The sequence below is a fragment of the Stappia albiluteola genome (assembly GCF_014050225.1).
In the GTDB taxonomy this organism is placed as follows: Bacteria; Pseudomonadota; Alphaproteobacteria; order Rhizobiales; family Stappiaceae; genus Hongsoonwoonella; species Hongsoonwoonella albiluteola.
The window spans coordinates 126,858-139,968 of record NZ_JACFXV010000053.1 but is presented as its reverse complement, the minus strand read 5'-3'; the positions used below and the strand labels follow the sequence as shown (position 1 = coordinate 139,968).

Annotated in this window: 13 protein-coding genes; 6 read left to right on the top strand and 7 right to left on the bottom strand. The window is 64.6% G+C overall.

The features are described from left to right. Positions 1–90 precede the first annotated feature (90 nt). Entirely contained in the window at positions 91–609 is a 519-nt protein-coding gene (locus H2509_RS11045; protein WP_182165183.1) for a L,D-transpeptidase, read from the top strand. A 17-nt stretch (positions 610–626) separates the two neighbouring features. Here the strand turns inward: H2509_RS11045 and H2509_RS11040 are convergent, their stop codons facing one another. Then, positions 627–944: a hypothetical protein gene (locus H2509_RS11040; RefSeq protein WP_182165180.1), complete on the bottom strand. Its 318-nt coding sequence runs from the start codon at positions 942–944 to the stop codon at positions 627–629. 196 nt (positions 945–1,140) lie between these two features. On the opposite strand from H2509_RS11040, the gene H2509_RS11035 reads away from it, so the two are divergent. Then, positions 1,141–1,689, top strand: coding sequence for a GNAT family N-acetyltransferase (locus H2509_RS11035; RefSeq protein ID WP_182165178.1), 549 nt, complete (start codon positions 1,141–1,143; stop codon positions 1,687–1,689). On the opposite strand, the gene H2509_RS11030 is transcribed toward H2509_RS11035, so the two are convergent. Together H2509_RS11030 and H2509_RS11025 are read right to left on the bottom strand one after the other, a co-directional pair. Beyond that, positions 1,672–2,898: a vWA domain-containing protein gene (locus H2509_RS11030; RefSeq protein WP_182165176.1), complete on the bottom strand. Its 1,227-nt coding sequence runs from the start codon at positions 2,896–2,898 to the stop codon at positions 1,672–1,674. The two genes, H2509_RS11035 and H2509_RS11030, sit on opposite strands and share 18 nt — an antisense overlap. A gap of 1 nt (position 2,899) precedes the next feature. Beyond that, positions 2,900–3,835, bottom strand: coding sequence for an AAA family ATPase (locus H2509_RS11025; protein ID WP_182165174.1), 936 nt, complete (start codon positions 3,833–3,835; stop codon positions 2,900–2,902). A gap of 189 nt (positions 3,836–4,024) precedes the next feature. On the opposite strand from H2509_RS11025, the gene H2509_RS11020 reads away from it, so the two are divergent. After that, complete coding sequence (locus tag H2509_RS11020) at positions 4,025–4,366, top strand: c-type cytochrome (RefSeq protein WP_182165171.1); 342 nt, start codon at positions 4,025–4,027, stop codon at positions 4,364–4,366. 368 nt (positions 4,367–4,734) lie between these two features. Next, entirely contained in the window at positions 4,735–5,007 is a 273-nt protein-coding gene (locus tag H2509_RS11015; RefSeq protein WP_182165169.1) for an usg protein, read from the top strand. 9 nt (positions 5,008–5,016) lie between these two features. Here H2509_RS11015 and H2509_RS11010 read toward each other — a convergent pair whose 3' ends face one another. Continuing rightward, entirely contained in the window at positions 5,017–5,793 is a 777-nt protein-coding gene (locus tag H2509_RS11010; protein WP_182165167.1) for a tRNA1(Val) (adenine(37)-N6)-methyltransferase, read from the bottom strand. Further along, the gene (locus tag H2509_RS11005; protein ID WP_182165165.1) at positions 5,790–6,026 is read right to left on the bottom strand and encodes a putative signal transducing protein; all 237 of its coding nucleotides are present in this window, start codon (positions 6,024–6,026) and stop codon (positions 5,790–5,792) included. Before H2509_RS11005 ends, H2509_RS11010 begins: the two co-directional genes overlap by 4 nt. A 295-nt stretch (positions 6,027–6,321) precedes the next feature. Here H2509_RS11005 and H2509_RS11000 point away from each other — a divergent pair, with 295 nt between their 5' ends. Further along, positions 6,322–7,338: a polyprenyl synthetase family protein gene (locus H2509_RS11000; RefSeq protein WP_182165163.1), complete on the top strand. Its 1,017-nt coding sequence runs from the start codon at positions 6,322–6,324 to the stop codon at positions 7,336–7,338. Between the two features lie 21 nt (positions 7,339–7,359). On the opposite strand, the gene H2509_RS10995 is transcribed toward H2509_RS11000, so the two are convergent. Further along, positions 7,360–8,277 (bottom strand): 4-(cytidine 5'-diphospho)-2-C-methyl-D-erythritol kinase, encoded by a 918-nt coding sequence (locus H2509_RS10995; RefSeq protein WP_182165161.1) that lies wholly within the window; start codon positions 8,275–8,277, stop codon positions 7,360–7,362. Positions 8,278–8,295: 18 nt separating this feature from the next. Further along, positions 8,296–10,104: a tetratricopeptide repeat protein gene (locus tag H2509_RS10990; RefSeq protein WP_182165159.1), complete on the bottom strand. Its 1,809-nt coding sequence runs from the start codon at positions 10,102–10,104 to the stop codon at positions 8,296–8,298. Between the two features lie 336 nt (positions 10,105–10,440). On the opposite strand from H2509_RS10990, the gene ppdK reads away from it, so the two are divergent. Continuing rightward, entirely contained in the window at positions 10,441–13,110 is a 2,670-nt protein-coding gene (ppdK, locus tag H2509_RS10985; protein WP_182165157.1) for a pyruvate, phosphate dikinase, read from the top strand. The last annotated feature ends 1 nt before the right edge of the window (position 13,111 follow it).

Below are 13,111 nucleotides of genomic sequence, written 5' to 3'. Positions count from 1 at the left end.
ACCCTAATCCCAGGTGACCGCGGTCTCCGACTTCCAATGTTTCTGCGATTGCGTAAACTCATCATCAACCAAGAGATGAGGTCGGGGGCCATGCAGAAACTCATCTGGGCCACGGTGGCCATCTATGTCGCGATTTGCATAACGCTCTGGGGCGGCAAGGTTTTCGCCGCGCCGGTCGAAGTGCCCTTTGCCGCCGGCCAGGCGAAGCCCGGTACGATCGTCGTGAAGAATTCCGAGCGCCGTCTCTATCTCGTTCAACGAGGCGGGAAGGCCTTGCGCTACAAGGTCGCCGTCGGCAAGCGCGGCAAGAGCTGGACCGGCAAGACCTACATCACCGCGAAGTATCAGAAGCCGGCGTGGTCGCCGCCGGCGGAGGTGAAGCGCGACCTGCCGCATCTGCCGGCCGTCATCGCGGGCGGCGCGCCCAACAACCCCATGGGGATTGCCGCGATGACGCTTGCCGGTGGCGAATACGCCATTCACGGCACCAACCGGCCCGAACTGATCGGCCAGTCGGTAAGCTATGGCTGCATCCGCATGCGCAACGAGGATATAGCCGACCTCTACCGGCGGGTCGGCGTGCGCACACCCGTCATCGCCATGAACTAGCGATTAAAGCGATCCGCTCAGTCGTTGACATCCGGCGGGATGAAATAGACGTCGCTGCGGCTGTAGCTGGTCGATGTGTTTATCGAGCGCTCGGTCTTTTCGCTGAAATTCAGGTTGATCGGGGTCCGCCCGCCGGGATTGATCACCAGCAGGCGCTGGCTCGGCAAGGCGCGGAACACGCGAACTCCGGCTTCCACCGTCACCACCGCGCCGTAGTGGGGCTGTGGCTCGATGCGGATCGTGCCGCCCTCGGCTTTCGCCGTGGCCGCGCCGACAAGCGGCGCAACGAGAAGGGCAAACAATGCGCCCGCCTGAATGCAGATACGTCCAGACATTGGACTTCTCCTGTTATCGATCGCCGCATTAACCATTTATCCATAAACGGAAAATTTGCGCAATCGATTCGCAAGTGGGGCCTGGCTTTTCACCCAGGAAGGCTGTGCACTGGTTCCCCGATCTTCCTCCGGTCTGGCCGTTGCGAGACATCGGCAGGGCAGGCAGCCTGCCCAACTGCTATCCCGGAGAGCGCCCATGGATCTTCGCAATTTCAGGGTGGGGACGGAGAGGCTTGTCCTGCGCGTCGTGCGGCCCGATGACATCGAGGCCCTGTGCAGTCTGATGACGGAAGGCATAAGCCGTTGGGTCGCAGCCTGGCCTTTTCCGCTGACCGCGGAACGCGCGAGCGGGATTGTCGCCCCGGCGCTCGAAAAAGCCGGTACAGGCCATGCCTTGCCGATGGTGATGGTGGAAAGATCGAGCACCGCCATCGCGGGCTGGATCAAGCTCGATATCGACGGCGGCATTGGCGATCTCGGCTATTGGGTCGGCGAGGCCGCGCAGGGCAGGGGCTATGCGCTGGAGGCAGCCCGGGCAATCATAAACGCTGCTTTCGGCGAATTGGGTCTTCATGCCATCGAGGCGGGCGCGCAGCCGGCCAATGCGGCATCGCATCATCTGCTGGCGAAGCTAGGCATGCATGAAATCGGCGAGCGTCTGGTCTATGCGCCGGCCCGCCAGCGCCATGGCGTCTGCCGGTTCTGGCGGCTCGAGCGGCCCGTGATCTCATGCCACGCTTTTTAGCCACTGCCTGGGATCGGCTTCGGGCGTCAGCGTCGCCGCGCCCGCCAGCGCGCGAACCAGATCCTCCACCGCCTCCAGCGAATGCACGGCACGGAACTCGTCCACATGCGGCAGCATTGCGCGGATCCCGCGCGCCCTTGCCTCAAAGCCCTCGAAGCGCAGCAGCGGGTTGAGCCAGATCAGCCTGCGGCAGGAGCGATGCAGCCGGTCCATCGCGCGGGCAAGGTCCTCGTCCGTGTCGCGCTCCAGCCCGTCGGTGATCAGGAGAACGATCGGCCCGCCGGCCATGACGCGGCGCGACCAGTGCTTGTTGAAATCGCGAAGCGCGGTGGCGATCCGCGTGCCGCCGGACCAGTCCTCCACGCCGGCCGAACAGGCGGCAAGCGCTTCGTCCGGGTCCTTCATGCGCAACTGGCGGGTAACGTTCGTCAGCCGCGTGCCGAACAGGAAGGTGGAAACGCCGCGCCGCTCTTCCGTCAGCGCATGCAGGAAATGCAGCAGGATGCGCGAATACTGGCTCATCGAGCCCGAGATATCGCAAAGCGCCACGATCTGCGGGTGCTTTTCGGCACGCTTGCGAAATCGCAGCGCGATGATATCGCCGCCGGCGCGCAGGGACGCCTGCAGCGAGCGGCGCGGGTCGATCCGTCCCCTTGGTGCGGCGATCAGCCGGCGCAGTTTCACCCGCTCCATCGGCATCACCATGCGGGCGAGTGCGCGTTTCGCGGCCTGCACCTCCTCTCCCGTCATTTGCGCGAAGTCCTTGTGCTGCAGGACTTCGCGGCCCGAGGCGGTGAAGCGGGCGTCGACCTCGACTTCCTCGCGGGTTTCCTTCTGGTCGCGCTGGCGCACCTGCTGGAAAGCCTGGGCAACACGGGTCTGGCCCGCCTTCGGCTTTTCCGGTTCGCCGCGTGGCGGTGCCACGGGCGAGAGGATCGCCAGCATCTTTTCCACCAGCCCGCGGCTTTGCCAGTAGATGCGGAAGGCCTCGTCGAACAGCACCTTCTGTTCGCGCTTGCGGACGAAGACCGCATGCAGCGTCCAGTAGAGATCCTCGCGGCTGGCTATGCCTGAAACTTCGACGGCGCGCACGGCGTCGACGACGCTTGCCGGGCCGACCGGCATGCCGGCCTTGCGCAGCGTGCGGGCGAAATGGACGATATTGTCGACGATGCGCCCGCCGCCCGCGCTGTCGTGGCCTTGCGCCATGTCAGAGCGCCGGCATTTCGCTGCGACGGAGATCCTTGCGGATGTCCTCCACCATCTGGCGCGCCTTCGAGCCGCGGACGCGCTCGATGTCGTCCTGGTATTTCAGCAGCACGCCGAGCGTGTCCGAGACCATGTCGGGGTCGAGCGCCATCTCGTTGAGTTCGGTCAGCGCGGTTGCCCAGTCGAGCGTTTCGGCGACGCCCGGCTGCTTGAACAGGTCTTCCTCGGCGCGCAGCCTTTGCACGAAGGCGACGACTTCCTCCGCCAGCCGCTCCGGCGCGCCCGGCACCTTGCGGCGGACGATCTGCAACTCGCGCGCGGCGTCGGGGTAATCGACCCAGTGATAGAGGCAGCGGCGCTTCAGCGCGTCGTGGATCTCGCGGGTCCGATTGGTGGTGATGATGACGATCGGCGGCTCCGCGGCGCGTATCGTGCCGAGTTCGGGGATTGTCACCTGATTGTCGGCCAGGACCTCCAGCAGGAAGGCCTCGAAGGCCTCGTCGGCGCGGTCGAGTTCGTCGATCAGGAACACCGGCGGGCCGTCGAGCGACGGTTGAAGGGCCTGCAGTACCGGCCGCTTGATCAGGAAGCGTTCGGAAAACACGTTCTTCGACAATTCGTCATGGTCGGTGTCGCCTGCGGCTTCCGAGACGCGGATCTCGACCATCTGCGCGGCGTAATTCCACTCGTAAACCGCGGTGGAGAGATCCAGCCCCTCGTAACATTGCAGGCGGATGAGATTGCGGTTGAGCGAGGTCGCCAGAACCTTGGCGATTTCGGTCTTGCCCACGCCCGCTTCGCCTTCCAGGAAGAGCGGACGCTTCATGGCGAGCGACAGATGCAGGACGGTTGCAAGCGAACGGTCCGCTACATAGCCGGCGCCATCCAGCAGCGCCAAAGTTTCGTCGATGGAGCGGGGCATGGCGGCATTAGGCATGATCTTATCCCGAACGTCTTTGACGCCGACGCCGGCCGGCATCCTTGAAATCTCTCAATTGAGGCAGATCATATAAGGCGGCTCCGCGCAATGGCAGGGGAAAGAGCGGGCGCGATGTCACGGACCTGCGAGGTCGGCCCGGCCCGCTTCAATCGGGCCCTGACGCATGAAACCCACGGAGTGTGACCTATGCCTCTGATTTTCCGCCTTGTCGCCGTGCCGCTTTTCATTTGCGCTTCGACCGCGCTTGCCGCCAACGATGCGGAGATTGCCTTGGGAAAGAGGCTGGCGGAGGAGAATTGCGCCGTCTGTCATGCGGTGACGGAAGAGGGGGCGAGCCCGCACCCGGCAGCGGTACCGTTCAGGGAGCTATCCGGTCGCTATCCGATTGATTCGCTTGAGGAAGCCCTCGCGGAAGGAATCGTCACCGGCCATCCCTTCATGCCGGAATTCGAGCTTGAGCCCGAGGAAGTAACTGCCTTTCTCGCCTACCTGTCCTCGATCCAGCAGGGCGATGCGGCGAAACAGTGAGGCGGCTTTCTTCTGCCGTTCTGTTAGCACTGTGCCGGAGATGCTGCTAACATATTGACGTAGAAGGACTATTTGGACGGCGTTAAGCCTGTGTTAACCTTGTTCGTCAGACACTTTTTTCTTCTTGGAGGGTAGGGTCCAAACTCAATCAGGAGAGCGTTTTGGCGGCCATGAAACCTTTCGAATTTTAGGAACGCGGACAGCTTCATGGCCGTCCGGCGGATAAGAGACGAAATGGGTCGTATTGGCGTCGCGGGCTTTTGAAAACCTCAATGGTTTCCTGCAAGCCCGCTTCTAAATCCGCCTCCATTTCGTTCTTACCAAGACGCCCTCCTGATTGGGTTTGGACCCCGAGAAAAGAGGTGCCCATGACGATCAGCGCTGACTTTCGCCGCCAGCTCGAAGGCTACGGGCTTCTGACTGCCGAAATCCTCTATCGTCTGCCCGATCACCCCAAGCTGCTGCAAAGCTTCATCTGGCAGACTTTCGATCTGGCTCCCGAATTCCCCGAACTGAAGAAGTTTCTCGACTTCTGGCAACGTGATCTGGAAGGCCCGCTTTATTCGGTGCGGCTGGCCCACCGCCACCTGATCAAGCCGACGGAGTGGCGTCTGGTGGATGGGGAACTGACGCTGCATTGAGGCTGGAAATCAGCGTGGCGGAATGTCGAGGCCGTGGCCATCGCGCATGATTGCGCGCGCTTCAGCGGTGAAATCCGAGCCATTTCCTTCATGCAGGACGTAACCCGGCAGCAGTCGCAAGGGCGCGCGCGAGGCGCGGATCGCACGGATGAGGATGCGGGTTGCCGCCGATTGCGGGCGCGGGCGAAGCGGAATCACGTCGATTGCCCCGAAGCGTCCGCTCATGGCCTGCAGCAGTTCGCCAAGCCCGTCAGCGCGAAAGATGACCGTCAGGCTGCCGCCTTCCTTCAGGATATCCGTCGCCGTGCGGAACCAGGGCTCCAGCCCCTGCGTGCCCAGCACGTGCGCGGCGGCCCGCGCCTCCGCCGGAGACGCGCGGATCCGGCCGCCGGAATAGTAGGGCGGATTCATGATCACATGATCCGCCAGTCCGGGCGTCAGGCCCGCGGCATGTCGCGCCGAACCTCTGGCCTCGATGTCGGCCTCCAGCAGCCTTACGCGTGACGCGAAGCCCGAATTGTCCGGGAGGTCCAGCGCGCGGTTTGCCAGGCCCAGCACATAGGCGTCGCTGTCGACCAGCGTGACGGTTACCCGGGCGAGCCTTGCCGCAAGGCAGAAACCGGCCGTGCCGACGCCGGATCCCAGATCGACCACATGGCCGCTCGTTCCGGACGGTACTGCGGCGGCCAGATAGACGGCGTCGAGCCCCGCCCGGTGACGCCCCTTTGCCGGCTGCTCCACCGTGACGAGGCCGCCGAGGAAGGCGTCGTGCGTCGTTTCGCTCATGATCGGGTAGGGGAGATATCGAGCTCGGTGCCGAGCCCGGCTTCGCGCAGAAGGCGGCGGGCCTGGGAAATGCGGTCGCTGTCCACCAGCACGCGACGGGGCAGGACGCCGAGCGAGCCTTCGAGGATGCTCATGTAGGTATCGAGCACCACATGCTCGATGCCTGCTTCGCCGAGAACGGCTTCGATAAAGGAGATCAGCACCATGTCGTTGGTGCGAATTAGCTCTTCCATCCCCGCTTCCGTCTCTCCGTCCATCCCTGTGACCGGCCGGGTATCGTAGCCGGCGCCTCGATTTCCAGCATAGAGGAAGACAATCCGCCTCGCGATCCACGCTTTCCTGCAAGTTGACAGTCCGTGAAGCCAGTCGCGTCTTGCCGGATGGCGCGGCTCCACCTATTGTCCCGCGCAAAATCAATACGGAGCTTGCAACGGAAAGGAAAGGCTGCTTTCCGCAGCAGGCTCCCGGCCCTGTCATTCGACCTGCTCGTCCGGGCGTCGCGCAAGGGGCATCGAGAGGACAGGTTTCGTGAGTGTGGTTGCTTCCGTGTCGGACAAGAAGGGCAAGGATCCGAGCATTCAGCCGCTCGTCGATCTGATGAGCGAAGGCATGGAAGCCGTCAACCGGCTGATCCTGTCCAAGGCCGGCTCCAATGTGGAGATGATTCCGGAAATCGCCCGCCACCTGATCTCGTCCGGCGGCAAGCGGTTGCGCCCGATGCTGACGCTCGCGCTCGCCGAGATGTTCGGCTACAGGGGCGAGGGACATGTCACGCTCGCCGCCAGCGTCGAGTTCATGCACACCGCGACGCTGTTGCATGACGATGTCGTCGACGAAAGCGACATGCGGCGCGGCAAGCTCGCCGCCCGCAAGCTTTGGGGCAATCAGGCGAGCGTCCTGGTTGGCGACTACCTGCTCGGCCAGGCCTTCAAGATGATGGTCGACGTGGGCTCGCTCGAAGCGCTGCGCATCCTGTCGGAAGCCTCGGCCGTGATCGCCGAGGGCGAGGTGCTGCAGCTTGGCGCCGCGCAGAATGTGGAAACCACCGAAGCGCAATACATGCAGGTGATCGAGGCGAAGACGGCGGCGCTGTTCGCCGCCGCCGCCGAAGTCGGTCCCGTGATATCGAACGCGGATGCCGCCATGCAGCAGGCGGCTCGCCGCTATGGCATGGACCTTGGCCTCGCTTTCCAGCTTGTCGACGACGCGCTCGACTATGGCGGATCGAGTGCCGATCTCGGCAAGGACATCGGCGACGATTTCCGCGAAGGCAAGATCACCTTGCCCGTCATTCTCGCGATCGCGCGCGGCAGCGATGCCGACAGGGCGTTCTGGAAGCGGTGCCTGGAAGCGCATGAGATCGGCGACGGCGATCTCGACGGCGCGATCGAGCGGTTGCGGCAGACCGATGCGCTCGCCGATACGATCCTGCGCGCCCGCACCTTCGGTCAAAGCGCGCTTCGCGCGTTGGAGCCGCTGCCGGCCGGCCCGATCCGCGATGCGCTGGCCGAAGCGGTCGAATTCTGCATCGCCCGCGTCCACTGATTTTCGAGCAAACCTTCGCCCTCAGGCGACCGCGCCCGCGGCTATCCACCAATCCGGATGGGTCTGGCGAAGGCGTGCGGCGATCGCGTCGGCATCGCGCCGGCTCCCGGTTATCGCGAAGCAGGTCGCGCCGGAACCCGACATCCGCGCCAGCGCCACGTCCGGATCGCTTCTGAGTGCATTCAGCACGTCGGCGATTTCGCCGGCGGCTTCAATCGCCGAAGCTTCAAGGTCGTTCCGCGTGCTTCCCAGCCAGTCGATGAACCGTGACAGGCTTTCAAACCCGCCGCCGGGTATCGCGGGCAGGGGAGGGTTGTCGCGCGACGCAAGTTTCGCGAAAACCAGCGGCGTGGGAACCGGAACCCCTGGATTTGCAAGCACGATGCCGAACGGCGGAATGCCGGCAAGGGGAACGATATCCTCGCCTATGCCGGTGATGCGCGCGGTCTTCGAGGCAAGGCACATCGGCACGTCGGCGCCAAGTTGGAGCGCGAGACCATGGAGTTCCGCCTCGTCCGGCTCAAGGTTCCAGAAACTGCACAAAAGCCGCAAGGCCGCGGCTGCGTCCGCCGAGCCTCCGCCGATGCCGCTTGCGACCGGCAGGGCCTTTTCGAGCGTCAGCCGGGCGCCGGGCAATGGGCGAGGCGAAAGCGTCGCGAGCAGCCGGGCCGCCTTCAGCACCAGATCGCCGTCGGCCGATTCAGCGGAAAGGGCTGCCGCGAAGGGACCTTCCAGCACGAGTGTGACGCTGTCGCCTGGCTCTGCGCTCAGCCGATCGCCGATATCGGGAAACACGACGAGCGTGTCGAGAAGGTGATAGCCGTCGTTCCGGCGCCCGGTCACATGCAGGGCAAGATTGACCTTCGCCGCGGCGAAGGCCGTCAGGACGCCCGATCGACCGTGCGATCCTGCCGGGTTGAGCGAACCGGTTCCAGGCATGGATTTTCGACGGCCGCCTCAGCCGCCGTTCTTTTTCGCGGCGGGTTCGACGGCGCCGTTCTTCGTCTTGTCGTCGCTCAGGCCGTTGGCGATTTTCTCGAGGATCTTCGGCAGTTCCTCTTCGTCCGGCTTCAGGTCGCGCGCGTGGTTCCACTGGAAGCGCGCCTCCAGCCGCCGCCCGACCTGCCAATAGGCGTCGCCCAGGTGATCGTTGATCACCGGATCCTCGGGGCGCAGCTGCACAGCCTTCTCCAGCTGCGTGACCGCTTCGGCATAGCGGCCGAGCCGGTAATAGGCCCAGCCGAGGCTGTCGACGATATAGCCGTCCTGCGGACGCAACTGCACGGCGCGGCGGATCATGTCCAGCGCTTCGTTGAGCTGCAGGCCCTGATCCACCAGCGAATAGCCAAGATAGTTCATCACGAGCGGTTGCTCGGGTGAGATCTTCAGCGCCTGGCGGAAATCGGCCTCTGCCTCCGGCCAGCGCTTGGTGCGTTCGCGAGCGATGCCGCGATAGTAATAGAGCGTCCAGTCCTGATCGCGCGGGTTTGCCTCCACCGTGGCGATGCCGCGCGAATAGACGGCGTCGGCATCCTCGAAGAGCTTGTGCGCCCTGAGGATATTGCCGAGCGCGGTGACGGCTTCAAGGTCGCTCGGATCGCTCTCGATGAGGGCCGACAGATGGCTGCGCGAGCGTTCCAGATCGTCGAGGCTGTTGTAGTTGAGCCCGATCTGGATTTCCGCGTCACGCTTGAGCGGCGAGCTATCCGATACTTGCTTCAACGTCTCGATGGCGCGATTGGCATCGCCCATGCGCTGGAAAAGGCTGGCAAGAGCCACGTAGCCCGTATCCGCCTTGGGATCGAGATAGAGCGCCAGCTGCAGGAAGGTAGCCGCGAGCTCCTCGCCGCCGTCGCGGCCGATCGCGGCGCCGAGCCCGTAGAGCACCTCGGCGGCGCCCTGGTCGGGATCGGTTGCGGACAGGGCCAGCGCCTTGCCGGATTCGATATCCCTGCGGGTGGCGACGATCACCGGGTGATCCGGGATGACCTTCTGGTAATCGTCGAGTACCGCGAGTGCGCCCGCCTTGTCGCCGGAACGGGCCTTGGCGCGGGCAAAGGCCTCGATCACCCTGAGGGCACCCTGGTCGATGCCATAGGCGGAGGCGAAATTGTCGAGCGCAGCCTCATGCCTGCCGGCAATATCCTGGATCAGGGCGGTATGGTAGGTCTTGAAGACGTCGAACCAGTCCGGTCCCTCAAGCGTCGCGATCCGCTCCAGTGCCAGGTCGGTCTCGCCTTGCGCCTGAAGCGCCCAGGCGCTGATGAGCCGCGACGTCAGTTCGGCGAGCGGGCCGCGCGCGCCATTGTCGACCAGCGTCACCGCGCGAGCGTAATCGTCCATCCGCATCGCATCGGCGGCGAGAACCAGACGCGCGAGGAAATGATCGGTCTGGTTGGCGGTGAGACGTTCCGCGAGATCGAGCCCGGCGGTGATGTTGCCGTTGGCCAATTGCAGGACAAAAGTGCGGTCGAGCAGGAATGCATTGCCCGGATCGGCGTCCAGCGCCTCGCCGAAGAAGGCGGCCGCATTGGCAAGATCCCGACTCTGGCCGGCAAGCCGGCCGGCGAGATAGCTGCCGGAAAGCGTGATCGGCAGCCCCTCGGCGGTTCCGATGGTCGTGGCCGGCGCTTCCGCGCTGGCCGGCGACGCAAATGTCAGCGCGACACCGAGGGCGGCGAGCGCGGCCCTGCGGCGCAATGCGCGGCGAGCTGTCCGTCTGGCCGGCGGGAGGCGAAGGAAGGCGAAGAGGTCGGCGCGCGTCATCAGGGCACTTTTATCCGTTCGGCTGGTGATCCGTTCGTTGAAGGCCGCCGCGGCGACTCATACGAATGCTCATCTTTCATGACGATGCAGCGTGGCGTCAATGTGACCGGTGAAGTCGGTCGATCAAAATCGGTAACATTCGGGAATTGCTTAGCCTGTTCATAAATCTACTTTTTCTATCCCCGGTCCTCCCGGCATTGCGATTTGCCGCAGTGCAAGAAAATTCCTTTGTTTGCCGCACTGCATCATTTATGGGAAAACACGACACCGGCGCCCGCAAGCCGAACGGGCGGGAGGGCGCGTCCGGTTTACGGGAGAGGAACGGGGACGGACCACATGGCCAAGTGGGTCTACAGTTTTGGCGCGGGCGCTGCCGAGGGATCGGCGACGATGAAGAACCTGCTCGGAGGCAAGGGCGCGAACCTTGCCGAGATGAGCAATCTGGGCCTTCCGGTGCCGCCAGGCTTTACCATCACCACCGAGGCCTGCACCTGGTATTACGACAACGGCTCCACCTATCCGCAGGAGTTGAAGGAGCAGGTGGCGCTGGCGCTCGAGGCTGTCGGCCGCGAGACGGGCAGGGGCTTCGGCGACCCGGACAAGCCGCTTCTCGTTTCGGTGCGCTCCGGCGCCCGCGTATCCATGCCGGGCATGATGGATACGGTGCTCAACCTCGGCCTGAACGACGAGACGGTAAAGGCCCTTGCGCGTGCCTCCGGCGACGAGCGTTTCGCCTATGACAGCTACCGCCGCTTCATCCAGATGTATGCCGATGTGGTCATGGGGCTGGAGCACCATGTCTTCGAGGACGTGCTGGAGGATTACAAGGACGGCAACGGCCATTCGCTCGATACCGACATCACCGCCGAGGAATGGAAATCGATCATCACCCGCTACAAGGCGATCGTGGAGGAGGAGCTGGAACGCCCCTTCCCGCAGGCCCCGCACGAGCAGCTCTGGGGCGCGATCGGTGCGGTCTTCGGCTCGTGGAACAGCGCGCGAGCCATCACCTACCGCCGTCTGCATGAAATTCCCGGCGACTGGGGCACTGCGGTCAACGTCCAGGCCATGGTGTTTGGCAACATGGGCGAGAACTCGGCAACGGGCGTCGCCTTCACGCGCAATCCTTCGACCGGCGAGCGGGCGCTCTACGGTGAATTCCTGGTCAACGCCCAGGGCGAGGATGTCGTGGCCGGCATCCGCACGCCGCAGGATCTGACGGAAGCCGCGCGCCTTGCCGCGGGCTCCGAAGCGCCGTCGCTGGAAAAGCTGATGCCGCAGGCCTTTGGCGAGTTCCTCGGCATTTGCGAGAGGCTGGAAGGCCACTATCGCGATATGCAGGATCTGGAATTCACCATCGAACGCGGCAAGCTCTGGATGCTGCAGACCCGTTCGGGCAAGCGGACGGCCAAGGCGGCGCTGAAGATTGCCGTCGATATGGCTGCCGAGGGCCTGATCACCGCCGAGGAAGCGGTGATGCGCGTCGATCCAGCCGCCCTCGACCAGCTCCTTCATCCGACCATCGATCCAGCCGCCCATCGCGATGTGGTGGGCCAGGGCCTGCCGGCGTCGCCGGGTGCCGCTTCCGGCGCGCTGGTCTTTTCCTCCGAGGAAGCGGAAGAGGCAAAGGCGGCGGGTCGCAAGGTGATCCTGGCGCGTATCGAGACGAGCCCGGAAGACATCCACGGCATGCATGCCGCCGAAGGCATCCTGACGACGCGCGGCGGCATGACGAGCCACGCCGCCGTCGTTGCGCGCGGCATGGGCAAGCCCTGCGTATCGGGCGCCGGCATGCTGCGCATCGACTATCGCTCCGGTACGATGACCGTGATGGGCCGCACCCTGCAAAAGGGCGATATCGTCACCATCGACGGATCCACGGGCCAGATCCTGCTCGGCGAGGTGGCCATGCTGCAGCCGGAGCTTTCCGGCGACTTCGCGGCGCTGATGGAATGGGCCGACAAGGTCCGGCGCATGAAGGTGCGCACCAACGCCGAGACCCCGAACGACGCGCGCGCCGCGCGCGGCTTCGGAGCGGAAGGCATCGGCCTCTGCCGGACCGAGCATATGTTCTTCGAGGGCGAGCGTATCGTCGCGGTGCGCGAGATGATCCTTTCGGAGACCGAGCAGGGAAGGCGGGCGGCGCTTGCCAAGCTGCTGCCGATGCAGCGCGGCGATTTCGTCTCGCTCTTCGAGATCATGCAGGGCCTGCCGGTGACGATCCGCCTGCTGGATCCGCCGCTGCACGAATTCCTGCCGCATACGGACGAGGAAATCGCCGAGGTCGCCGAGGCGATGGGGGTCGATCCGAAGCGGCTGCGCGACCGCGCACTGATGCTGCAGGAATTCAACCCGATGCTTGGTCATCGCGGCTGCCGCCTTCTCGTCTCCTATCCCGAGATTGCCGAAATGCAGGCCCGCGCCATCTTCGAGGCGGCGGTAGAGGCCGGCCGCACCACCGGCGCCCCGGTGACGCCGGAAATCATGGTGCCTCTGGTCGGCATGAAGGCGGAGCTCGATCTCGTTCGCGCGCGCATCGACGCCATGGCCGGGGAGGTTGCGAAGGAGAGCGGCACGAAGATCGACTATCAGGTCGGCACCATGATCGAGCTGCCGCGCGCGGCCCTTCGTGCGGCGGAAATCGCCGAAAGCGCCGAGTTCTTCTCCTTCGGCACCAACGACCTGACGCAGACGACCTTCGGTATCTCCCGCGACGATGCGGCGTCCTTCCTTGGCGCCTATCAGCAGAAGGGCCTGATCGAGCAGGATCCTTTCGTCTCGCTCGACCGGGAGGGCGTCGGCGAACTGGTGCAGATCGCCGCCGAGCGCGGCCGTTCCAGCCGGCCGGCGATTAAGCTCGGCATCTGCGGCGAGCATGGCGGCGATCCGGCGTCGATCACTTTCTGCGAGGAAGTCGGCCTCGACTACGTGTCCTGCTCGCCATTCCGCGTGCCGATCGCCCGTCTTGCCGCCGCCCAGGCCGCCCTCAAGGCGGCCAGGGGCTGAG